Consider the following 23349-nt stretch of genomic DNA (forward strand, 5'->3'; position numbering starts at 1 on the left):
ATTCGGTCGTAGGCCTCATGGGTCGCTCAGTCTCCGCTATGCGATGCGCGGTTGTCAATCGCCGAAGCGGTCGGCACTCCGAGCCCCAGGAGTGCCCGGACCGGGGCTATACTCACCCCTCATGAGCACGCTTGACCGTCGCGAGTTCCTGGCGAGCGTCGCGGCCGGTGTCGCGGCCGGCACGGTTCCGCTCGCCACCGAAGGCGGGACCATGGCCGCAACGCCCGGGCTCGAACAGCCGGCGCCGAAGGCCGCGGACGGCCTCGCCCAGCCCGCGTTCCGTCCGCTGCCGCTTGGTGCGGTGCGGCCCCGTGGCTGGCTGCAGCGCCAGTTGAGGATTCAGGCCGACGGCCTCACTGGACACCTCGACGAGTTCTGGCCGGACGTCGGCCAGAGCCAGTGGTTCGGGGGCACTGCGGAAGGCTGGGAGCGTGCGCCCTACTGGCTCGACGGCGCCATCCCGCTCGCGTGGCTGCTCGACGACCAGCCGATGAAGACGCGCCTCTCGCGCTACGTCGACTACATCGTCGCGCACCAGCGCGCCGACGGCTGGTACGGTCCGTACCCCGAGGATGCCGTCGCGAAGCGGTACGACATGTGGGCGATCCTCCTCGCCAACAAGGTGCTCGCCCAGTATCACGACGCGACCGGCGACCGACGCGTCCTCGACGCTGTCGTCCGAAGCCTGCGCGCGGTCCACGCCGGCCTCGATCGCACGCCGCTCTACGGCTGGGGCAAGTTCCGGTGGTACGAAGGGGTCGTCGCCACCCTCTACGCATACGAGCGGACGCACGAGCCGTGGCTGCTCGACCTCGCGCGAAAGCTCCGCACGCAGGGCGTGGATTTCCAGAAGCTGCTCGCAACCAACGATCTCGCGGTCCCGACGCCGCGCCGCGGGCTGTGGAAGTGGACCAAGCACGTGGTCAACACGGCGATGGCCACCAAGGCCTCGGCGCTGAGCTGGCGCCTCGATCAACGCCCGACCGATCGCGCGTTCGCCACGGCGATGATCGAGTTCCTCGACAGGCATCACGGCCAGGTCACCGGGATGTTCTCCGGCGACGAGTGCCTGGCGGGCAGAAACCCGCTTCAGGGCACCGAGCTCTGCTCGGTCGTCGAGTTCATGTACTCGCTCGAACACCTCTTCGCGGTCTTCGGCGACCCGGTGTTCGGCGATCGCCTCGAGCGCGTCGCGTTCAATGCCCTGCCGGCGACGTTCGCGCCCGACATGTGGTCGCATCAGTACGACCAGCAGGTCAACCAGGTGCAGTGCACGATCAACCCGGACCACCACTGGACGACCAACGGACCGGAGTCGAACCTCTACGGCCTCGAGCCCAACTTCGGATGTTGCACGTCGAACATGCACCAGGGGTGGCCGAAGTTCGTCGCACACCTGTGGATGAAGACTCCGGACGAGGGTCTGGTGGCAGCAGCGTGGGCCCCGTGCCTCGTCGAGACCCGCCTGCGCGACGTCCCCGTGTCCATGACGGTGGAGACCGACTATCCGTTCAGGGACATCATCAAGGTCACGGTCGCGCCCGGCGATCCCGTGCGCTTCCCGCTCCTGCTCCGCGTGCCGGCGTGGGCCGTGGGCCCGTCGGTGCGCGTCGGGTCAGGCCCGGAACAGCCGATGGCTCCGGGCACGCTGCACCGAATCGAGCGCGAGTGGACCAAGCCCGTGGACCTCACGCTGCGCTTCCCGATGCACGCGAAGACCTCCGTGCGCTACAACGAGGCCGTGGCCGTGGAACGCGGCCCGCTCGTGTACTCGCTGCAGATCGGCGAGGAGTGGTCCCGCGTGAACGCCGACAAGCCGCACCGTGAGTTGCCGCACGGCGACTTCGACGTGCGCCCGACGACGCCGTGGAACTACGGGATTGTCGTGGACGACGGGCCTCAGGGCGACAGCCTGACGTTCTTAGAGCGCCCCATCGGCGAACGGCCGTTCTCACCAGGCGGCGCGGGCGTGGTGGCGACGGCGAAGGCGCGGCAGATCCCGAGCTGGAAGCTGAGCGCCGGCTGGGCCGGCGAAATCTCGCCACCCGACGTCGCGTGGTCGGACCCGGGAAAGGCCGTCACCGACCAGCCGGTGACCGAGGTGACCCTGATCCCGTATGGCTGCACGAACATCAGGATCACGGAGTTCCCAAGGGTTCGCCGGCCGTAGCCCGCGTCGGATCCCCCGATGGAGCTCCCGGGCGGCGGCCGGGGAATTCGGCTTCAGGGAGGTTCCGCCATTGCGGTTTGAGCGATATAATTGTCGGCAACCGTGCAGGCATTCGTCGGACATCACGCGTCCTGATGCCTGTTGTCGATATTTTTTTCTGCGTCGATGACCTCCGTTTTCCGCTCGGGTGCGTCGTCTGCCCCGGGCCGACCAACTCATTAGCGCTGAGGAGTAGTGCTCATGCCCAAGTACAAGATCGCGTGGCTCCCCGGAGACGGCATCGGCGTGGACGTCATGGAGGCGGCCCGCATCATCCTCGATCGGATCGCCCTGGACGCCGAGTACATCCACGGGGACATCGGCTGGGAGTTCTGGCGGACGGAGGGCGACGCATTCCCGGCCCGGACGATTGAGTTGCTCAAGAACGTCAACGCGGCGATGTTCGGCGCGATCACCTCGAAGCCGGCCAAGGCCGCCGAGGCGGAGCTCGTCGAGTCGCTGAAGGGGAAGGGGCTGCAGTACCGCTCGCCGATTGTCCGGATGCGGCAGACATTCGATCTCTACAACTGCCTGCGCCCGTGCAAGGCGTACCCGGGCAACCCGCTGAACTTCAAGGAAGGCCTCGACTTGGTGATCTTCCGCGAGAACACCGAGGACCTCTACTCCGGCGTCGAGTTCGCGCCGGTGCCGGCGGAACTGGCGGCGACGCTCGGTAAGCTCAGTAAGGCCTTTGCGCCGTTCCAGTCGCTCGACGCGAACGACTACGCGGTGTCCTGCAAGATCAACACGCGGAAGGGCTCCGAGCGCATCGCGCGTGCCGCCTTCGAGTTCGCCAGGAAGTTCGGCCGCAAGAAGGTCACCGTAGTGCACAAGGCCAACGTCGTCCGTGCGACGGACAATCTCTTCCTCGAGATGGCGCGCTCGGTCGCGAAGGGTTTTCCCGAGATCCAGATGGACGAGGCCAACGTCGACGCCCTGACGATGTGGCTGCTGAAGAACCCGTTCAACTATGACGTGCTCGTCGCGCCGAACCTCTACGGCGACATCGTGTCCGACCTGTGCGCGCAGATGGTCGGCGGCCTGGGCTTCGGCTGCTCGGGCAACATCGGCGAGAAACTGGCGGTGTTCGAGCCGACGCACGGGTCGGCGCCGAAATACGCCGGGCTGTACAAGGCGAATCCGATCGCAACGATCCTGACCGCCAAGATGATGCTGGACTGGCTCGGCGAGGTCGAGAAAGCGACGCGCCTCGAGAAGGCCGTGGCCGCCGTCATCGCGGAGGGCAAGGTCCGGACGTACGACATGGGCGGGAAGGCCACGACGCTCGAGATGGCCGAGGCGATCGCGGCGAAGCTGTAGCCGCACAAAGGAGATCGAACATGGCGGGTATGACAGTCGTGCAGAAGATCCTGGCGCGGGCGACGGGCCGGGCCTCGGTGGACGTCGGCGAGGTCGTCGAGCCGGCCGTCGACCTGGCCATGTCCCACGAGAACGCCGCGCTGGTCATGAACCAGTTCGAGGACGTGTTCAACGGGACCGGCCTCGACGCGAAGGTCTGGGATCCGTCGAAGCTGGCCATCATCTTCGATCACCGCGTGCCCGCGGAGAGCTCGAAGACGGCCACCAATCAGAAGAAGATCCGCGGGTTCGTGGCCAAGCAGGGGATCGCCCGCTTCCACGACATCCGCGCGGACGAGGGCGGAATCTGTCATCAGATCCTGACGGAATACGGCTATTCCCGTCCCGGCATGGTCGTCGTCGGCACCGACAGCCACACGACGACGCACGGGGCGATGGGAGCCTTCGCCTTCGGCATCGGGGCCACGGAGATGGCGGGCGTCTGGGCCCTCGGCACCATCTTCAACGTCGAGGTGCCCGGAACCATCAAGGTCGTGGTCAACGGCGTGATGTCGCCCCACGTGCTGCCGAAGGACCTCATCCTCCATGTGGTCGGCAAGTTGACGGCCGAGGGCGCGAATTTCAAGGTCATCGAGTTCCACGGCGACACGATTCGACGCATGCCGACATCGGGCCGGCTGGTGCTGTGCAACATGTCCGTCGAAGCCGGCGCGACGGCGGGCATCGTCCCGTGCGACGACGAGACGCTGCGGTACCTGCGCGAGGACGCTGGCGTGACGGACCCGACTGACGCGGTGAGGCCGGACGCCGACGCCGTGTACGACCGGGTGCTCGAGATCGACGCGGCCTCGCTGGGTCCCCAGATCGCGTGCCCACACACGGTTGACAACGTCAAGCCGGTTGGCGACGTGGCCGGTACGACGGTGAACCAGATCGTCATCGGGTCGTGCACGAACGGCCGGCTCGACGACCTCGAGATCGCGGCCGGCATCCTGCGCGGCCGCAAGGTGGCGCGCGGGGTGCGGATGATCGTGTTCCCGGCCTCGTGGCGGATCTACCGGGCCGCGATGAAGCAGGGTGTCCTCGCGGACCTCGTGGACGCGGGCGCCGTCGTGATGAACCCGGGGTGCGGATGCTGCCTCGGCATCCACCAGGGCGCGCTCGGCGACGGTGAGGTGGCGCTGTCCACGACGAACCGGAACTTCAAGGGACGGATGGGCAATCCGAAGTCGGAGGTCTATCTCTGCTCGCCGGCAGTGGCGGCGGCCTCCGCGCTGACGGGTGTCATCACCGATCCGAGAGCCTGAGAGAGAGGAACAGCCATGGCAAAGGTCGTGTTGAAAGTCGGAGATGACATCTCCACGGACCACATCTACCCGGGTCGCTTCATGGCGACCGTGCTGCCGTCGGAGACGCCGCAGTTCGCGTTCGCCGATTTCGAGTTCAACGCCCGCCTGAAGTCGGGCCAGGTGGAACAGGGCAGCGTGATCGTGGGCAACAACAACTTCGGCTGCGGGTCGTCGCGGGAGCAGGCGGCGTCGTGCCTGAAGGGCTACGAGTTGACCGTGATCGCCAAGGGTTTCGCGCGGATCTTCCTGCAGAACTCGTGCAACCTCGGCCTGAGGACGATCATCTGCCCGGCAATCGAAGCCTCGGAAGGTGATGAACTGGAGATCGGCGAGACCAAGGTCGTGAACAAGACCACGGGCCGCACGTTCGCGATCGAGCCGCTGCCCAAGGCGCGGCAGGCCATCATCGACGCCGGCGGGCTCATCGCCTACACGCGCCACCGCGTGTTGCAGAAGTACGGCAAGGCGTAGGTAACGTTCGATGTGCAGGGGCGCGACGGCTTGCGCCCCTGCAGTGCCTCCTGGCCAGCCCTCGATTCCGGACGGCTCGAAGCCCGCCTCCATCCAGCGTCAGTCGAGCGTAGGCCTCGACTTCGGCTCGTCGAGGCGCGGCGCTTCACCGATCTCACGGGGCCGTCTCGAACGTTGCCAGTCCCTTCAGATTCCCACGCCCGCACCTGGCGTCAGCGGGTTGCCGCGGATGCGCCCTGGATCCCCGCGAAGTGGTCGGCGATCCACTCGATCCACCGCCGCTGCACGTCGCGCTGGTGCACCGGGTCAGCCGCGTTGTGGCCGGCCAGCGGATAGGCGATGAATCTCGTCTCCACGCGGTTGTCCTTCAGCGCGTGGTAGAGCTTGTAGGACTGCGTCACGGTGACGCGGTAGTCGCCCGTGTTCGACATGACGAGGGTCGGCGCCGTGATCTTCGTCGCGTACGTGATCGGCGACTGTGCGCGGTACGCGTCCATCAGCGCCCCGGTCCACGGCGAACCGCCGAACGAGCCCGCCCCGCCGACGTTGCCGTCGTTCAGGTTGTACTGGTCGAGCCAGTCGGTGACGGCCGCTCCCGCGACGGCGACGGCGAATCCGGGGTAGTGCCCCGCCAGCCACGTGGTCATGTAGCCGCCGTACGACCAGCCGGACACCGCCACGCGCGCCTCGTCCACCACGCCGCGCTTCTTGACCGCCGCGACACCCGCCATGACGTCGCGCCCGGGACCATCGCCCGCGTCATTGAGGATGGCACTCTGGTACGCATTGCCGAGGTGGTCGCTGCCACGGTAGTTCGGCTGGAAGACGATCCACCCTTGCGAGGCGAAGATCTGGGCCTGTGACGAGAACGCCTCCAACGAGGCCGTCCGCGGGCCGCCGTGGACCACGAGGACGAGCGGGTACTTCCTGCCGGGCGTGAAGTCCGGCGGGTAGGTGAGAATCCCGTTGTGCATGAACGCGTCCGACTTCCACTCGATCACTTCCGAGCGCCCGAGGCTCATCGCGGCGATGTCGGCATTGAAGTCCGTCAGCTTCCTCGGTGCGGTCGAGGCCGAAGCCATGTAGTACAGTTCCGCAGGCGTTCTGGGGTCGCTGCCGGCGAACGCGATCGACCCGGCGCGACCGACGGTGACGTCCACCCAGAACGACGAGGCCGGGCTCACGGTCCCGAGATCCAACCTGCGGGCCGCGCCGACGAGCGGTTGCAGCCACAAGGAGACGCGTGAGCCGTCGTTGCCGCCGACGAGGAGCGACTGTCCATCAGGCATCCAGATCGAACGCGCGAGATTGCGATCGATCGAGCGGGTGAGACTTCTGCCGGCGCCGCCTGCGACCGGGACCACGTGCACCTCGTTGCCGTTCGACCGTGCGCCGTCCCGCGGGTACCAGTACGCGATCTGCGTCCCGTCGGGCGAGAAGCTCGGATACCCCTCGAACTTCTCCCCTCGCGCAACGGCACGGATCGCGCCGTTACCGACCTCCACCACCTGGGCGGTGCTCTGCCCGCGGTCTCCCGAGTGCGCGCTGGCGGTCCGCACGAACGCCAGCAGCTTTCCGTCGGGTGACCACGAGAGCGGCGACGCCGGCGCGCCCGGGGGAAACGCGACGGGAAGGCTCCACGTGCCGCTCGTCAGGCGACGCGGGGAGCCGCCGTCGGCCGAGACGAGCCAGATGTGCGTCGACGTCGGAGCGGCCGTCGTCAGGAAGTTGTCGTTGGTCACCTCGAACGAGTGGTTGAACCGGTCGGCGCCCTTTCGCTGCTCTGGCTCATCGGCCGTGGCGTATGCGACCGTCCTGCCGTCGGGCGACCAGGCGAACTGCTGGACGCCGGTCGGCGAGTTGGACAGCCGGCGTGCATCGCCCCCGGCCATCGGCATCACGAAGATCTGGAGGGCGGCGTCGCGGCCGCTGCCCGACAGCGCGAGGAAGGCGAGGCGATCGCCGGTGGGCGACCAGCGCGGGTGGGCGACGCTCCGGCGGTCCACGGTGAGCGGGCGACGGGCGAGGCTGGCGATGTCGACGAGCACCAGTTCGCTGTCACTGCGATTCTCCTCGTAGTTCGGGCGGGCCACCACCACGACGATCGACTGGCCATCGGGAGAGATCTGCGGATCCGACACCCGCACCAGCCTGCCGAGATCGTCCAACCGCATGGGCCGGGTCCCGGCCGCGGCCGGGGACACCAGCGCGGCCACCAACACGAGAGCAGAGAAGACGGAGATCGCGTGTCGCTTCATGGTGTGCCTCGAAGGGGCGGGGTTGATGCGCGATGATACACGGCCGCCGCGCCGGCGGCCCCGCGGTCACTTCCGGAAGTCGAACGGCGGCGTCGCGCCCGCGACCGACGTGTACTTGAATGCCGCCCCGCCCCGTTTCTGCAGGAACTCCTCCTTCGCCTTCGCAAGCGTCGCGGGGTTCTGCATCAGGTCGGTCACCGTCAGCGCCATCGTCTTGGCCGCCACGAGCATCCCCTTCGCCCCGATGGACATGCCGGCGCAGGCGACAGCCTGCCAGCTGTGCGCGGGCACCCCCGGCGAGAAGGTCGCGGCGCCCATCTGCGCGGTCGGCACGTTCCAACTGACGTCACCCATGTCGGTGGACGCCGACCCGACGAGGCCGGTCCTCATCGGCTGCACTGCCTTCTGGGCGCCCATCGGCGTGGCGGGGCTGATCAGCGTGGCGCGAATCTTCTCCGCGAAGGCCTGTTCGTCTGGCGTGTAGTCGAAGCCGCCGACGCGCTGCAGACTGCGATACTGGACGGCCGACAGGGTTTCGTTCGGCAGGACGTTCCAGTACGACGTGATGACCTCGTGCTCGACGCGCGTGCCGGTGCCCATCGCCGCCCCCTCGGCCGCCTTCAGGATGCGGTCCCAGATGCCCTCGAGCGTACGCATGTCGGGATGCCGCGCCTGGTACTCGCCCTCGGCGTAGTCGGGCACGATGTTCGAGGCGACGCCGCCCTTCTTGATGATGTAGTGGATGCGCGTCTCCTGCGGCACGTGCTCGCGCATCATGTTGATCATGTAGTCGAAGGCCTCCACCCCGTCGAGGGCGGAGCGGCCGCGGTCGGGCGACGCGGCGGCGTGAGCAGCCGTGCCGTAGAACCGGAACGTCGCGGCGATCGTCGCGAGCGAGCTGGCCGGGTTCGCCTGGTTCTGGTCTCCGGGATGCCAGCCGATGACGGCATCGACGTCGGAGAACAGCCCCGCGCGGACCATGTAGACCTTGCCGCCGCCGCCCTCCTCCGCCGGCGACCCGTAGTAGCGCACGGTGCCGGCGCGGTGTCCCTGCTGCAGCCACGCCTTGACGGCGATCGCGGCCGCGGCCGACGCGGTGCCCAGCAGGTTGTGGCCGCAGCCGTGCCCGGGGGATCCGACCGTGACGGGACTTCGCGCCGGGTCTCCGGCGCGCTGTGACAGCCCGGGCAGCGCGTCGAACTCGCCCATGAGCACGATCACGGGCTTCCCGCTGCCGTAGGTGGCGGTGAAGGCCGTCGGCATGCCGGCGGCTCCCTTCGACACGGTGAAGCCCGCGTCCGCCAGGGTCTTCTGCAGCAGGGCGCTGCTCCGCTCCTCCTGATAGCCCAGTTCCGCGAAGTCCCAGATCTGCTTCGCGACCGCCGCGTAGCGGTCCTTGTCCGCGTCGATCGACGCCAGGATGCCGGCGGCCGGGTCGGGGAGCTGCTGGGCCGATCCCGCCAGCACGGCGACGACGACGAGGGCGGCGGCAGTCAGGGTGCGTGTCAGCATGGATCCTCCGGCGAGACCACCCGGCATCCGCGGGATGCGGCATGGTCGGTGGAATGGCGTTCCGGCACGTGATGCTCGCGAGCGGCGCCAGCGCGCGATCGGCAGCCGCCTTCTGGAAGGCGGCGAGGTCGGCCGGCGCGCGGTCCTTCGCGAGCAGCGCGGCTGTCTGCGACATCCTACCGGATCCCGCGCCGATCGGTTTCGGCAATCGGCCGGCCCCGTTCACCACGTATCAGTCGAGCGTGGGCATCGACTTCGGTTCGTCGTCGTGGATCCCTGTCGTGAACGCCAGGGTGAGTAGCGCCTGCTGCTCCATCTGATGCGCCTTCCCGGAGCCGGTCGCCGGGCTCGCCGAGGCGCGGCGCTTCACGGACGTCACACCGGGATGCCGGACGATCGTCCGGAGCCTGGGCAGCACGTAGAAGTGCGCCCCCATGTTCTTCGGCTCCTCCTGCACCCACGTCACCTCGCGGGCTTCCGGATACCGGTCGAGCGCCTTCGTCAGCGGCGTGGCCGGGAACGGGTACAACTGTTCGAGGCCGAGAATCGCGGTGCTCGTATCGCCGCGGCGTCTCCGCTCGGCGCGAAGCTCGTGCAGGATCTTCCCGGTGGCCACCAGGATCCGGCGTGCGTCCGCCGGAACCTCGTCGTCCAGGAGCACGGTCTGAAAGCGTCCCTGCGCCAGTTCCTCGATTTCAGACGACGAGCCGGCATGGCGCAGCATGCCCTTCGGCGTGAAGACGACGAGCGGCTTGCGCCAGGCCCGCAGCGCCTGTCGTCGCAGCATGTGGAAGTACTGCGCCGCGGTCGACGGCTGGCAGATCTGCAGGTTGTCCTCGCCGGCGAGTTGCAGGAACCGCTCGATGCGAGCGCTCGAATGCTCGGGACCCTGCCCCTCGAAGCCGTGGGGCAGGAGCAGGACGAGTCCTGACAGCAGGCCCCACTTGTCCTCACCCGCGCTCAGGAACTGGTCGATGATGACCTGCGCGTTGTTCGCGAAGTCGCCGAACTGCGCCTCCCACAGCACGAGCGCCTCGGGATAGTCGCGGCTGAACCCGTACTCGTACGCGAGCACCGCCGCTTCCGACAGCGTCGAGTTGTAGATCTCGCAGCGCGCCTGGTCCGGAGAGACATGCGCGAGCGGCATGTACTTCTGCTCGGTCTCGACGTCGATCAGCACGGCGTGCCGCTGGTTGAACGTCCCGCGTTCGCTGTCCTGCCCGGTGAGCCGGATCGGCAGACCACGAACCAGCAGTGTCCCGAAGGCCAGGGCTTCGGCCATCCCATAATCGAGCCGGCGCCGGCCAGCCCCCATTTCCGCTCGCTGCTCGAGCAGCTTCCTCACCTTCGGATGGATGTGGAAACCCTCCGGCCAGGTGGTGATCCCCGCCGCAACGGCCCGCAGTTCGTCGATTGGCGCGCCCGTGTCGACCTCGAACGACGCGTGGTGGCAGCCCCCCTGGTACGGCGCCCAGTAGCCGGGAAGCTGCGCCAGCGCCACGCGCGCCTCGACCTTCTTGCCGTCTTCCTGCGCCTGGTTGTACTCGGCGCGCACCCGGGCGGCGGTCGCTGTCCCATCGAGGCCGGTGCGGTCTGCGAACACCCTCCAGAGAGGCGGGTGGTCCTTGATCGCCTTGTACATCAGCGGCTGCGTGATCGTCGGGTCGTCCACCTCGCTGTGCCCGTGACGTCGGTACCCAATCAGGTCGATCACGACGTCGCAGCCATACGTATACCGGAACTCGGTGGCGAGGCGGGCCACGCGCGCAACCGCCGGAAGGTCCTCGCCGTTCACATGGAAGATCGGAATTGGCAGGCGGCGGGCGATGTCGGTGGCAAACGGCGACGCGTGCAGCTCGCGGTCGGAGGTCGTGAATCCCAGTTGGTTGTTGGCGACGATCTGGATGGCGCCACCAACCGTGTACCCGGGCAGGCTCGAGAAGTTGAGGGCCTCGGCCGTGATGCCCTGCCCGGCGAACGCCGCGTCGCCGTGCAGGACGATGGGCACGATGCGGGCCCTCGAATCGTCGCCTTCCCTGGTCTGGCGGGCCCTCGTCCGGCCGACGGCGACCGGGTAGACCGCCTCGAGGTGGCTCGGGTTCGACACGAGCTTGACGCGGAGGTCGCGTCCACCCAATGTGTGATACGTGCCGGTGGCGCCCATGTGGTACTTGACGTCGCCGCTGCCGAGCACGCTCTTCGGGTCGATGTCCTCGAAGCCCGCGAACACGTCGGTCGGCGCCCGTCCCACGATGTGGACCATGACGTTGAGTCGGCCGCGATGGCTCATCCCGATGAGCGCCTCCTCGAGGCCGTGGCCCGACCCGGTTTCGAGCACCTCGTCGAGCAGCGGAATGAGTCCGGTCACGCCCTCGAGCGAGAACCGCTTCGAGCCGGGATAGCGTCCGTGCAGCACCTCCTCGAACAGGTCCGCACGCACCAGCCGCTCGAGCACCCGGGGATCGTCGATCCCCGGCGTCGGCTGTTCCATCCGTTCCTGCACCCATTTGCGGCGGCCCGGGTCGGGGATGTGCATGAACTCGACGCCGATGGAACCGCAGTACCAGGAGCGGCCCAGACGGGCCGTCTCGCCGTCCAGGGTCAGCTCGGGATGGGGCTCGGCGTGCAGGAGCCCCAGCGGGTCGAGCCCGGCCTCGAGGTATCCCCATCTCCGGAATGCATCGAGCACCTGTTCGTCCGCGGCGTTCGCGGCGGCTCCACGATGCTCGCGATCGACCATCTCGGCCTCGTGCGGTTGCGGCATTGTCGTCTGCCCCTATTGTTCGGGAAATGTCCCGAAGAACAGTGTTGCTTATCGCCCGAGGCCTTGTCCACCGTCGTCCTCCCGGTTTGAAACCGTCCCCTCAATGCGCGTAAGCTCGGTATGTGAACGCCAATCTGCTCCTGCTCTGTACTTCGACTCGCAATGATGACGCCGGTCGGCGGTCACGGGACGCGGCCGGTTGTGCTCGCCCAGCATCGAGTCCTGAGGGCACCGATACGTCGCCGTATTCCTGCATCGAAGGACTCAGGAAACGCGCGTCGGCCGTGGTCTTCGTGTCGGCGGTGCTGGCTGCGCTCGGCCTCGCCAGCGCACAGGATCGACCGGCGCCGCCGCCGCCCCAGTCCATCTCGCTCGACCAGCCCGTCCCGGTCGATCCGCGCATCACGATCGGCTACCTGCCGAACGGCCTCCGGTACTACATTCGCGCCAACGCGCGGCCGTCGCAGCGCGCCGAACTGCGCCTGGTCGTCAACGTCGGCTCGGTCGTCGAGGATGCCGATCAACGCGGCCTCGCGCACTTCGTCGAGCACATGGCGTTCAACGGCGGCGCGCACTTCGCCAAGCAGGACCTCATCCGGTTCATGGAATCGATCGGGATGCGCCTCGGTCCGGGTGTCAACGCCGACACGTCGTTCGACGAGACGGTGTACATGCTGCACGTGCCGACCGACAACCCGGAGGCCATGCGCAATGCGTTCCTGTTCTTTGCCGACGTCGCCCACACGCTGTCGTTCGACGCCGACGCGATCGACAAGGAGCGCGGCGTCATCATCGAGGAATGGCGCCAGGGAAGGGGGGCCGCGGCCCGCATGCAGGATCAGCAGGTGCCGACTTTGCTGAGGGGCTCGCTCTACGCCGACCGCAATCCGATCGGCACGCGCGAGAACATCGAGAGCTTCAAGCCCGAGGTGCTGAAGCGGTTCTACGCCGACTGGTATCGCCCCGATCTGATGGCGGTCATCGCGGTGGGCGACTTCAACAAGACCGACGTGGAGCGTCTGACCAAGGAGCAATTCAGCCAGATCCCGGTTCCCGACCAGCGTCGTCCGCGTCCGACGGTCGAGGTGCCGGACCACGCGGACACCCTCTACGCGATTGCCACCGATCGGGAAGCGACGGTGACGACCGTGGGGCTGTACAACATGCTGCCGCTTCGGGAGCAGCAGTCCGTGGGCGCCTACCGACGGCAGCAGGTCGAGCGGCTCTACACCAACATGCTCAACTCCCGGCTGATGGAGTTGACGCTGAAGCCCAATCCTCCGTTCATGCGGGCCGGCATCTCGCGCGGCATCTTCGTCAAGTCGAAGGAAGCCGCGTCACTGATGGCGCTCGTGAAGGAAGACGGGATCGAGCTGGGCCTGGCAGCGCTCGTCACCGAATCCTCACGCGCGGCCCGGTTCGGGTTCACCGCGACGGAACTCGACCGTGAGCGGCGGCAGATCCTCCGGGGATATGAGAGCGCGTTTGCGGAGCGCGACAAGGAGGAATCGGCGGATCTCGCGGCAGAGTTCATCCGCGCCTACACGCAGAAGGAACCGACGCCCGGCATGACCTACGAGTACGGGCTGGTGCAACGTTTCCTGCCGGAGATCACGCTCGACGAAGTGAACACGGTCGCGAAGGACTGGGCCAGTGGCAGCCGGGTGGTCATGGTCAATGCGCCGCAGAAGCCCGGCCTCGCGGTGCCCGACAGCCAGCAGCTCGCGGCCGTCCTGAAGACCGCTGGGGCGGGTGATGTCAAGGCGTACGTCGACGTCTCGGCCGACCAGCCGTTGCTCGACCGCATCCCCACTCCCGGAAGCGTCGCAAGGACGGCGACGAAGGAACGGTTCGGCATCACGGAATGGGAATTGTCGAACGGCGTGAAGGTGGTCTTGAAGCCGACGAGCTTCAAGCAGGACGAGGTCGTCTTCCGCGCCACGAGCCCTGGCGGCACATCGCTCGCCAGCGACAAGGACTGGGTGGCGGCGATGACCGCCGCACAGGTGATCGGCGCGGGAGGCGTCGGCAAGTTCGACGTCATCCAGCTTCGAAACGCGCTGTCCGGCAAGGCGGCGTCGGTGTCCGCGTTCATCGGTGACACCGAGGAGGGCCTCGGCGGCGGTGCGTCGCCAAAGGACCTCGAGACGATGTTCCAGCTCATCTACCTGACGTTCACGCAGCCGAGGGCGGACACGGCCGCCTTCCAGATGGTGACGTCCCAGATGAGGGCGATGCTGGCGAACCAGCAGGCCAGTCCCGAGTGGGCGTTCAGGCACATGCTCGGGACGACGCTTGCGCAGAACCATTTCCGCGCGCGGCCGATGACGCCCGCGATGGTGGACGAGATGGACCTGCAGCGGTCCTTCGCGTTCTACCGGGACCGGTTCGCCGATGCCAGCGATTTCACGTTCGTGTTCGCGGGGAGCTTCGACGTGGCGACGATCCGGCCGCTCGTCGAGCGGTATCTCGCGTCGCTGCCGTCGCTCCGCCGTCGCGAGACGTGGAAGAACGAGGGGATCACGCCGCCGCAGGGCGTCGTGGAGAAGGTGGTGCGGAAGGGGATCGAGCCCAAGAGCCAGGCCGCCATCGTCTTCACGGGACCGGTCCAGTTCGATTCGCCGCACGAGGTCGCGCTCGACGTCCTCGCCCTCGTCCTCGAGACCCGTCTGCGCCTGACGCTGCGCGAGGCGCTGCGCGGCACGTACGGTGTCGCGGTGGCGGCAACCGCGTCCAAGATCCCCGAGGCGCGATACAGCATCGCCGTGGAGTTCGGCTGCGATCCCGAGCGCACCGAGGAACTGGTCAGGACGCTGTTCCGCGAAGTCGAGCTGTTGAAGGCCAAGGGGCCGACCGAGGCGGAAATCAACGACGCGCGCGAAGCGCTGATGACCGACTACAAGACCGACAACGCGCAGAACGCGCGGCTGGTGGCGAAGATCGTCGATCGGTACGAGCTCGGCGAGGATGTCGAGGAGTTCTTCAATCTGCCCGGGCAGTACATGGCGGTGACGCCAGGCTCCATTCAGGACGCGGCGCGCCGCTACCTGAACGCCGGCAACTACGTCCGGGTGACGCTGTTCCCCGAACAGGGCGGCGCCCCGAAGTAGGGGCGGGCCGCGTGCCCGCCCGCTCTCCCGGGCCTCACGCCTTCGCCGAACGGCTGAGGACCACCCCCGATCGCTCGCCATCGGGCGGTCGTCCGGTATATGTTGTCTATGGTTGTATATACAGGTGAGTCCATCATGTCGAACCGACCCGCCGCCTCCCTCACCCTGCGCCCCGGTCACGTCACGTTGTCCGAGCTGCGCGAGGTCTTCGTCAGCCACGGCACGATTCGCATCGATCCGGCGGCCCGCCCCGATGTCGACGCCGCCCGCGCGGCCGTCCAGACCATCGTCCGCGAAGGCCGCGTGGTCTACGGCGTCAACACCGGATTCGGCAAGCTGGCCCAGACCATCATTCCCGGCGAGCGGCTGGCCGAGCTCCAGACGAACCTGGTGCTCTCGCACAGCGTGGGCACGGGGCCGCTGCTCCCCGACCGCGTCGTCCGCCTCGTCATCGCGCTGAAGGCGATCAGCCTCGGCCGCGGTCATTCGGGCGTGCGGTGGGACGTCGTCGAGGGCCTGCTGGCCATGGCCAACGCCGGCGTCCTGCCGTGCGTGCCATCGAAAGGCTCGGTCGGCGCGTCGGGAGACCTCGCCCCGCTGGCGCACCTGAGCGCGGCGCTGCTTGGCGTGGGCGAGGTCAGGGTCGAGGGCCGCTGCATCCCGGCTCAGGAAGGTCTGCGCCTCGCCGGGCTCGGTCCGTTCGCGCTCGAACCGAAGGAAGGGCTGGCGCTGCTCAACGGGACGCAGGTCTCCACGGCTCTGGCACTCGCCGGGCTCTTCGCCGCCGAGGACATCTTCGCGGCGGCGATCACGGCGGGTGCACTCGCCCTCGAGGCCGTCAGAGGATCGCTCGGTCCGTTCGATCCGCGCATCCACGCCGCGCGCGGCCAGGACGGGCAGATTGCCGTCGCCACGGCGTTTCGCCGGCTGCTCGCCGGCAGTGAGATCGTGGCGTCGCATGCCGACTGTGGCCGGGTCCAGGACCCCTACTCGATCCGGTGTCAGCCGCAGGTGATGGGCGCGTGCCTCGACAACTTGAGCTATGCCGCGCGAACGCTGCAAATCGAGGCGAACGCCGCATCGGACAACCCGCTGGTCTTCGCGGACACCGGCGAAGTCGTGTCGGGCGGCAACTTCCACGCAGAACCGGTCGCCTTTGCGGCCGATATCATCGCGCTGGCCCTGGCCGAAATCGGTGCGCTGTCCGAGCGGCGGATCGCGCTGCTCGTGGACGGGAGTCTGAGCGGCCTGCCGCCGTTCCTGGTCGAAGACGGCGGCCTGAACTCGGGCTTCATGATTGCCCACGTCACCGCCGCGGCGCTCGCGTCGGAGAACAAGAGCCTCGCACACCCGGCCAGCGTGGACAGCCTGCCGACGTCGGCCAACCAGGAAGACCACGTCTCGATGGCCACCAACGGCGCCCGCCGGCTGCACGAGATGGCATCGAATACGGCGACGATTGTCGGCATCGAGGCGGCGGCCGCCGCGCAGGGCGTCGAGTTCCGTCGGCCGCTCCGTTCGTCGGAGGTCCTCGAGGCACAACTCGCGGACATCCGGACCCGCGTGGCGCCGTATCGACGCGACAGGTTCTTCGCGCCGGACATCGAGGCCATGCAGCTCTGGGCCGTTGGCGCGAGCCTGCCGCCGGACGTCGTGCGCCTGCTCCCGAGCCGGAACTCCGATGCTTCCGGGAGGAGGTGAGCGTGGCGAAGCGGCCGGCCAGGAGGACGCTGCAGCGGGCACTGACGCGCCAGTCCCCCAGGCCGCTCTACCAGGTGGTCAAAGACCACGTCCGGGACCAGATCTGCGAGGGGCAGTGGAAGCCTGGCGATCGGGTCGCATCCGAGCACGAGTTGGTGGCCACGCTGGGCGTGTCGAGGATGACTGTCAACCGGGCGTTGCGTGAACTGGCCGCCGGCGGCGAGGTGGTGCGGCTCGCGGGCGTTGGGACGTTCGTCGGTGACGAGCGGCCGCAGTTGGGGCTCCTGCGCGTCGCGAACATCGCCGACGAGGTCCTGGCGCGAGGTCATGCGTATTCGTGCGATGTCGTGCTGGTGGAACGTGAGTCCGCTGCCGTCGAGGTGGCGGCCGCGCTCGGCTTGAAGGCTGGGGACCGCGTGTACCACTCCGTCTGTGTTCATCGAGAGAATGGTGTGCCGATCCAGCTCGAGGACCGCTACGTCAACCCCAAGGCCGCACCACGCTTTGCATCCCAGGACTTCCGCCAGATCACGCCCGCCAAATACCTTCTCCAGGTCGTGCCGCTCGACGAAGTGGAACACGTCGTGGACGCGGTGACGCCGAGCAAGGAGGAAGCCCGCCTGCTCGGGATCCGGTCCACGGTTCCCTGCCTCGTGCTGACCCGGCGCACCTGGGCGGGTCAGGATCTCGTCACCTGGGTGCGCTGCCTCCACCCCGGTCCGCGCTACCGCCTTGGCACCCGGTTCAAGGCTCACGCCTCCCTGGCGTTCGCATAGCCCACGCACGAGCCCCTGGGCTCGTGATACACTCCGGAACGATAATCCTTCGAGCCTCCTCCGGTGCTTCGTCCCCCGGATCACTTCTGCCATGTGGATCGTTCGCCTCGCGTTAGGCCGACCCTATACCTTCGTGGTCCTGGCGCTCGTCATCCTCCTGATCGGTCCCCTGGCGATCCTCCGCACGCCCAAGGATATCTTTCCGACTATCGACATCCCGGTCGTGGCCGTCATCTGGGGCTACGGCGGCCTCTCGGCCGAGGATATCTCGAACCGGATGGTGTCGATCTACGAGCGCGCGCTGACGACGACGGTGAACGACATCGAACACATCGAGTCGCAGTCGCTGCGTGGCACGGCGGTCGTGAAGGTCTTCTTCCAGCCGGGCGCGAAGATCGAGATGGCGCTGGCGCAGGTGACGGCCATTTCGCAGTCGATGCTGCGGCAACTGCCCGCCGGCACGAACCCGCCGTTCATCCTCAGCTACAACGCCTCGACCGTGCCCGTATTGCAGCTCGCGCTGTCGGGCGAGCGCCTGTCCGAGCAGCAACTCTACGACCTCGGATCGAATTTCATCCGCACGCAACTCGCCACGGTGCAGGGGGCGTCGATTCCGCAGCCGTACGGCGGCAAGCAGGCCCAGGTGCTCGTCGACCTCGATCCGTCGGCGCTCCAGGCCAAGAGCCTGTCGCCGCTCGACGTCGTCAATGCCCTCGCCGCGCAGAATCTGATCCTCCCGGCTGGCACCACCAAGATCGGGAGGATCGAGTACGACGTCGACATCAACGCCAGCTCGCCGTCCGTCGAGGGGCTGAACGATTTGCCGATCCGGGTCGTGAAGGGCAGCCCGATTTACATCCGCGACGTCGCGCACGTCCGCAACGGCTTCCCGCCGCAGACCAACATCGTCCGCGTCAACGGACAGCGCGCGTCGTTCCTGGCCGTGCAGAAGTCCGGCAGCGCGTCCACGCTCGACATCATCGATCGCGTCAAGCAGGCGTTGCCGAAGATTCTCGCCGGCCTTCCGCCCGAGTTGAAGGTCCAGGAACTGGCGGATCAGTCGCTGTTCGTCCGCGCCTCGATCGAGGGTGTGCTGCGCGAGGCCATCATCGCCGCCTGCCTGACGGCGCTGCTGATCCTGATTCTGCTCGGCAGCTGGCGGAGCACCGTCATCATCACGGCGTCGATCCCGCTCTCGATCCTCACCGCGATCATCGTGCTCAGCGCGCTCGGCGAGACGATCAACATCATGACGCTCGGCGGTCTCGCGCTGGCCATCGGGATCCTCGTCGATAACGGCATCGTCGCGATCGAGAACATCAGCTGGAACCTCGAGCAGGGCAAGCCGCTCGAACAGGCCATTCTCGACGGCGCGGAGCAGATCACCGTGCCGGCGTTCGTGTCCACGATCTGCATCTGCATCGTCTTCGTCCCGATGTTCTTCATCGCGGGCGTCGGACGTTATCTGTTCGTGCCGCTGGCCGAGGCCGTCGTGTTCGCCATGCTGGCGTCGTTCGCGCTCTCGCGGACGCTGGTGCCGACGATGGCGAAGTACATGCTCGAGGAACACGCAGCCGACCGCCATGCGGCGCGTCGCGCGAGCCGCAACCCGCTGGTCCGCATCCAGGCGGCGATCGACGCGGGGTTCGGGCGGGTGCGGAACGCGTATCGGGCGGGCGGCGTCCTCAGCCTCCGTCACCCGAAGGCCGTGGCGTTCGGCTTTCTCCTGGTGTGCCTCGCCTCGCTCGGCCTGGCGCCGTGGATCGGGCGGGATTTCTTCCCCTCGGTGGACACCGGCCAGTTCAAGCTCCACCTCCGGGCGCCCACCGGCACACGGATCGAGGAGACGGCCGCCGTGTGCGATCAGGTCGAGGCCGCGATCCGCGAGGTGATCCCGCCGTCGGAGATCGCCAGCGTGACCGACAATATCGGGCTTCCCTACAGCGGCCTCAACCTGGTCTATACGAACTCGGCGCCGATCGGACCGTACGACGCGGACGTCCTCGTCGCCCTGAAGGAGAACCACAAGCCCACCGAGAGGTACGTCCACGACCTTCGATTCACGCTGAACCGAAAGTTTCCGGGCGTGCTCTTCACGTTCATCCCGGCCGACATCGTCAGCCAGATTCTCAGTTTCGGTCTCCCTGCACCCATCGACGTGCAGGTGATCGGCCGCGACCTCGAGGCCAACCGGCGCTTTGCGGCGAGCCTGCTCAGCCGGATCGCGCGGGTGCCTGGCATCGCGGACCTGCGGGTGCACCAGGCGTTCGACCAGCCCAGACTCCACCTCGAGGCGGACCGGACGCTCGTCGCCCAGACTGGCCTGACCCAGCGCGAGGTCGCGAGCAACCTGCTCATCTCGCTGAGCGGGAGCGGTCAGACCGCGCCCACGTTCTGGCTGAACCCGGCAACCGGCGTGAGCTACAGCCTGGCCACGCAGACGCCGCAGTACCGGATCGACTCGCTCCAGGACCTCGGGAACATTCCGGTGACCGGCGCCTCCGGTTCGAAGCCGCAGGTGCTCCGGGGACTCGTGTCGATGAAGCGCACCGCGGGCATGGCCGTCGTCTCGCACTACAACGTGCAGCCCGTCATCGACATCTTCGGGTCGGTTCAGGGGCGCGATCTCGGCGGCGTGTCGCGCGACCTCGATCCCATCCTGGCGGACGCCGAGAAGAAGCTCCCGCGCGGGTCGCGAATCATGGTGCGCGGGCAGATCGAGACGATGAACGCGTCGTTCAGAGGGTTGCTGGCGGGTCTGCTGCTGGCCATCGTGCTCGTCTATCTGCTGATCGTGGTGAACTTCCAGTCGTGGCTCGACCCGTTCATCATCATCTCGGCCCTGCCCGCCGCCCTTGCGGGCATCGTCTGGATGCTGTTCCTGTCGGGGACCACGGCCAGCGTCCCAGCGCTGACCGGTGCGATCATGTGCGTCGGCGTCGCAACCGCCAACAGCATTCTCGTGGTGAGTTTCGCCCGCGACCGGATGGTCGAGGGCGTCGGCGCCGTGGAAGCCGCCATCGACGCCGGCTTCACACGCTTCCGGCCTGTGCTGATGACGGCACTGGCGATGATCGTCGGCATGGTGCCGATGGCGCTGGGGTTCGGTGAGGGCGGCGAACAGAACGCGCCGCTCGGGCGCGCCGTGATCGGCGGCCTCACCGTGGCCACAGTGGCCAGCCTGTTCTTCGTGCCGGCCGTATTCGCGCTGCTGCACCGTCGCGGCCGGGCGCCTGTCAGCGACGCAAGGAGTTGATGCCAGTGACCGAGCGCGATCGCGTGCGAGCGGGAACATCGAAAGGGTGGATCGTGGCCGTGGCCGTCATCGCGGCGGTGGTGCTCTGCGCGGCCGCCTGGCGGGGCGTCTCCAGCCGGGCAACCGCGATGGCCGTCCTGGACCGGGAGACGCGCGATCTGGCGACGCCAACCGTGACCGTCATCCATCCGAAGCGTGGCGCCCCGACCGAGGAGATCGTCCTGCCGGGGACGCTGCAGGCCTTCACGGACGCGCCCATCTACGCGCGGACCAGCGGATACCTGAAGAAGCGGTACGTCGAGATGGGCGACCGCGTGAAGAGCGGGCAGTTGCTCGCCGAGATCGACGCGCCCGAACTCGAGCAGCAACTGCAGCAGGCGCGGGCCGACCTCTCGACCGCAGATGCGAACCTGCGCCTGGCGCAGGTGACGTCGGACCGATACCAGGATCTGGTGCGCACCGAGTCGGTGTCGAAGCAGGACGCCGACAACGCCACCGGCGCCCTCGAAGTCCGCGGCTCGGCTGTGCAGTCCGCGCGTCACAACGTGCGGCGACTCGAACAGCTCCAGGCATTCACGCGGATCTACGCGCCGTTCAGCGGCGTGGTCACCGCGCGCAATACCGACATCGGCGCCCTGATCGACCCTGGTGCATCCGGTGGTGCTGCCCGAGAGTTGTTCCACATCGCGTCGGTGGACCGGCTGCGCGTATTCGTCAACGTGCCGCAGGTCTACGCACGGGATGCGCGCCCGGGCCTCGAAGCCTATCTCCGGCTTGCCGAGTTCCCCGGCCGGAGCTTCATGGCGCGGCTCGTGCGGACGGCGCAGACCATCGATCCGGGATCGCGCACGCTGCTCGCGGAGTTCGAAGCCGCGAACCCTGCTGGCGAGCTCCTGCCTGGATCGTACGGCGAGGTGCACGTGAAGCTGCCGGTGCCCGCCGCTACTGTCGTCCTTCCGGTGAACACCTTGTTGTTCCGCGCCGAGGGCCTCCGCGTCGCGACGGTTCGGAACGGGCAGCAGGTCGTGCTCGCGGCCATCACGATCGGCCGCGACTACGGCACCGAGGTCGAGGTCGTCGCGGGCCTCGACGCCCGCGACTTCGTCATCGTGAGTCCGCCTGACTCGCTGGTGGACGGACAGATCGTTCGTACCGTGCAGCGGGCCGTGAACGGAACAGACGGGAGCGCGCGGTGAATCCTCGAGCAGACCTGGGTTTCGGGCTCGCCCTCGTCTTCGCGCTGGGCTGCACGGCGTGTACGCTGGGGCCCCCCTACCGCCGGCCGGAGGCGCCCGTGCCACCGGCGTTCAAGGAAGCCGACGGATGGAAGGTGGCGGAGCCGAACGACCAGGTGTCGAAGGGCAAGTGGTGGGAGCTGTTTGGCGACACACAGCTGAATGCGCTCGAAGAACGGCTGACCGTATCGAACAACTCGCTGCGCGCCGCCCAGGCGCAGTTCGAGCAGGCGCGGGCGCTGGTGCGGACGGCGCGCGCGGCGCAGTTGCCATCGGTTGTCGCCGCCGGTGCCGCCGTCGCAACCAACGCCTCCGAGAACAAGGCGAACGTCAGCAAGACTCCGGACTACGCCGACTACCTGGTTCGCGCGGATGTGGCGTACGAGCTCGACGTCTGGGGCCGCGTCCGCCAGACGGTTGCCGCCAGCCGCGCTGCGGCGCAGGCGGCAGCCGCCGACGTCGAGAGTGTCTCGCTCAGCCTCCACGCCGAACTTGCGCTCAACTACTTCGCGCTTCGCGCCCTGGACGCAGAGCAACGGTTCCTCGACGAGACGGTGGCCGCCTACGAACGGGGCGTTGACCTGACGGTGAACCGGTACAAGGGCGGCATCGCGTCGGCCGTGGATGTGGCCCAGGCGCGCACCCAACTCGAGTCGACGCGGACGCTCGCGATCGACCTTCGCGCCCGCCGGGCGCAAGTGGAGCACGCGATCGCGGTTCTCGTCGGCCAGCCCGCGTCCACCTTCTCGCTGACCGCCGCGCCGCTCTCGGGCCAGCCGCCTGGAGTTCCCGCCGACCTGCCATCCTCCCTGCTCGAGCGACGGCCCGACATTGCAGCCGCGGAGCGACGCGTGGCCACCGCCAACGCGCAGATTGGGATCGCGGCGGCGGCCTTCTACCCGGTCATCGGTTTGACGGCGTCCGGCGGGTTCGAGAGCGCCGCGCTCGTGGACCTCGTCCGCCTGGCCAGCAACTTCTGGTCGGCTGCGCCGGCTGCGGCTGTCGTGCTCTTCGACGGCGGCCGGCGGCGGGCGGCATCCGATCAGGCCCGTGCGGTGTACGACCGAACCGTGGCCGCGTATCGGGAAACGGTGCTCGTCGGGTTCAGGGAAGTCGAGGACAACCTGGTGGCGCTTCGCGTGTTGGCGGCAGAAACGAGGACGCAGAGCGCAGCGGTGGCTGCCGCTGAGCGCTATCTCGAGTTGTCGACGAATCGCTACAAGGGTGGCGTGGCGACCTACCTGGAGGTGATCAACGCGCAGACGGCCGCGTTGTCGAACCGACGCGCCATGCTGAACATCCTCGCCCGCCGGATGACTGCCACCGTTCTGCTCGTGAAGGCCCTCGGCGGCGGCTGGCACGCCAGCACGCTGCCGATGTAGCAGGCC

At 67.9% G+C, this 23349-nt stretch carries 13 protein-coding genes; 10 read left to right on the forward strand and 3 right to left on the reverse strand.

The annotated features are described in order from the left end of the window. The first annotated feature begins 121 nt into the window (after positions 1-121). The 4 genes from VGK32_05280 (at position 122) to VGK32_05295 (ending at position 5349) form a co-directional block, all read left to right on the forward strand. On the forward strand, positions 122-2170 hold the full coding sequence (locus VGK32_05280) for a beta-L-arabinofuranosidase domain-containing protein (protein ID HEY3381159.1): 2049 nt from the start codon (positions 122-124) through the stop codon (positions 2168-2170). Positions 2171-2410: 240 nt separating this feature from the next. Beyond that, the gene (locus VGK32_05285) at positions 2411-3529 is read left to right on the forward strand and encodes an isocitrate/isopropylmalate dehydrogenase family protein (protein ID HEY3381160.1); all 1119 of its coding nucleotides are present in this window, start codon (positions 2411-2413) and stop codon (positions 3527-3529) included. A 20-nt stretch (positions 3530-3549) separates the two neighbouring features. Next, on the forward strand, positions 3550-4836 hold the full coding sequence (locus VGK32_05290; protein ID HEY3381161.1) for a 3-isopropylmalate dehydratase large subunit: 1287 nt from the start codon (positions 3550-3552) through the stop codon (positions 4834-4836). 15 nt (positions 4837-4851) lie between these two features. After that, positions 4852-5349: a 3-isopropylmalate dehydratase gene (locus VGK32_05295; protein HEY3381162.1), complete on the forward strand. Its 498-nt coding sequence runs from the start codon at positions 4852-4854 to the stop codon at positions 5347-5349. 212 nt (positions 5350-5561) lie between these two features. Here the strand turns inward: VGK32_05295 and VGK32_05300 are convergent, their stop codons facing one another. The 3 genes from VGK32_05300 to VGK32_05310 form a co-directional block, all read right to left on the reverse strand. Further along, complete coding sequence (locus tag VGK32_05300) at positions 5562-7607, reverse strand: S9 family peptidase (protein ID HEY3381163.1); 2046 nt, start codon at positions 7605-7607, stop codon at positions 5562-5564. 66 nt (positions 7608-7673) lie between these two features. Next, positions 7674-9119, reverse strand: coding sequence for an amidohydrolase (locus tag VGK32_05305; protein ID HEY3381164.1), 1446 nt, complete (start codon positions 9117-9119; stop codon positions 7674-7676). A gap of 232 nt (positions 9120-9351) precedes the next feature. Then, positions 9352-11883, reverse strand: a complete 2532-nt coding sequence (locus VGK32_05310; protein ID HEY3381165.1) for a 2-oxoglutarate dehydrogenase E1 component — start codon at positions 11881-11883, stop codon at positions 9352-9354. Between the two features lie 284 nt (positions 11884-12167). Between VGK32_05310 and VGK32_05315 the strand changes: the two genes are divergently transcribed. The 6 genes from VGK32_05315 (at position 12168) to VGK32_05340 (ending at position 23343) form a co-directional block, all read left to right on the forward strand. Next, a complete protein-coding gene (locus tag VGK32_05315; protein ID HEY3381166.1) occupies positions 12168-14993 on the forward strand; it encodes an insulinase family protein in 2826 nt (941 codons plus the stop codon). A gap of 135 nt (positions 14994-15128) precedes the next feature. Further along, a complete protein-coding gene (gene hutH, locus VGK32_05320) occupies positions 15129-16694 on the forward strand; it encodes a histidine ammonia-lyase (protein HEY3381167.1) in 1566 nt (521 codons plus the stop codon). Between the two features lie 2 nt (positions 16695-16696). Further along, on the forward strand, positions 16697-17470 hold the full coding sequence (gene hutC, locus VGK32_05325; GenBank protein HEY3381168.1) for a histidine utilization repressor: 774 nt from the start codon (positions 16697-16699) through the stop codon (positions 17468-17470). A 91-nt stretch (positions 17471-17561) separates the two neighbouring features. After that, entirely contained in the window at positions 17562-20726 is a 3165-nt protein-coding gene (locus tag VGK32_05330; GenBank protein ID HEY3381169.1) for an efflux RND transporter permease subunit, read from the forward strand. Beyond that, positions 20726-21922 (forward strand): efflux RND transporter periplasmic adaptor subunit, encoded by a 1197-nt coding sequence (locus tag VGK32_05335; protein ID HEY3381170.1) that lies wholly within the window; start codon positions 20726-20728, stop codon positions 21920-21922. The genes VGK32_05330 and VGK32_05335 overlap by 1 nt, the downstream gene beginning before the upstream one ends. Next, positions 21919-23343, forward strand: a complete 1425-nt coding sequence (locus tag VGK32_05340; GenBank protein ID HEY3381171.1) for an efflux transporter outer membrane subunit — start codon at positions 21919-21921, stop codon at positions 23341-23343. Before VGK32_05335 ends, VGK32_05340 begins: the two co-directional genes overlap by 4 nt. Positions 23344-23349 lie beyond the last annotated feature (6 nt).

Source organism: Vicinamibacterales bacterium (genome assembly GCA_036504215.1).
Lineage (GTDB): Bacteria > Acidobacteriota > Vicinamibacteria > Vicinamibacterales > Fen-181 > FEN-299.

Coding starts and splice junctions, on each gene's coding strand:
- VGK32_05290 (HEY3381161.1), top strand. CDS start 3,550: ATGGCGGGTATGACAGTCGTGCAGAAGATCCTGGCGCGGGCGACGGGC.
- VGK32_05295 (HEY3381162.1), top strand. CDS start 4,852: ATGGCAAAGGTCGTGTTGAAAGTCGGAGATGACATCTCCACGGACCAC.
- VGK32_05330 (HEY3381169.1), top strand. CDS start 17,562: ATGTGGATCGTTCGCCTCGCGTTAGGCCGACCCTATACCTTCGTGGTC.
- VGK32_05280 (HEY3381159.1), top strand. CDS start 122: ATGAGCACGCTTGACCGTCGCGAGTTCCTGGCGAGCGTCGCGGCCGGT.
- VGK32_05300 (HEY3381163.1), bottom strand. CDS start 7,607: ATGAAGCGACACGCGATCTCCGTCTTCTCTGCTCTCGTGTTGGTGGCC.
- VGK32_05285 (HEY3381160.1), top strand. CDS start 2,411: ATGCCCAAGTACAAGATCGCGTGGCTCCCCGGAGACGGCATCGGCGTG.
- hutH (HEY3381167.1), top strand. CDS start 15,129: ATGTCGAACCGACCCGCCGCCTCCCTCACCCTGCGCCCCGGTCACGTC.
- VGK32_05310 (HEY3381165.1), bottom strand. CDS start 11,883: ATGCCGCAACCGCACGAGGCCGAGATGGTCGATCGCGAGCATCGTGGA.
- VGK32_05335 (HEY3381170.1), top strand. CDS start 20,726: ATGCCAGTGACCGAGCGCGATCGCGTGCGAGCGGGAACATCGAAAGGG.
- VGK32_05305 (HEY3381164.1), bottom strand. CDS start 9,119: ATGCTGACACGCACCCTGACTGCCGCCGCCCTCGTCGTCGTCGCCGTG.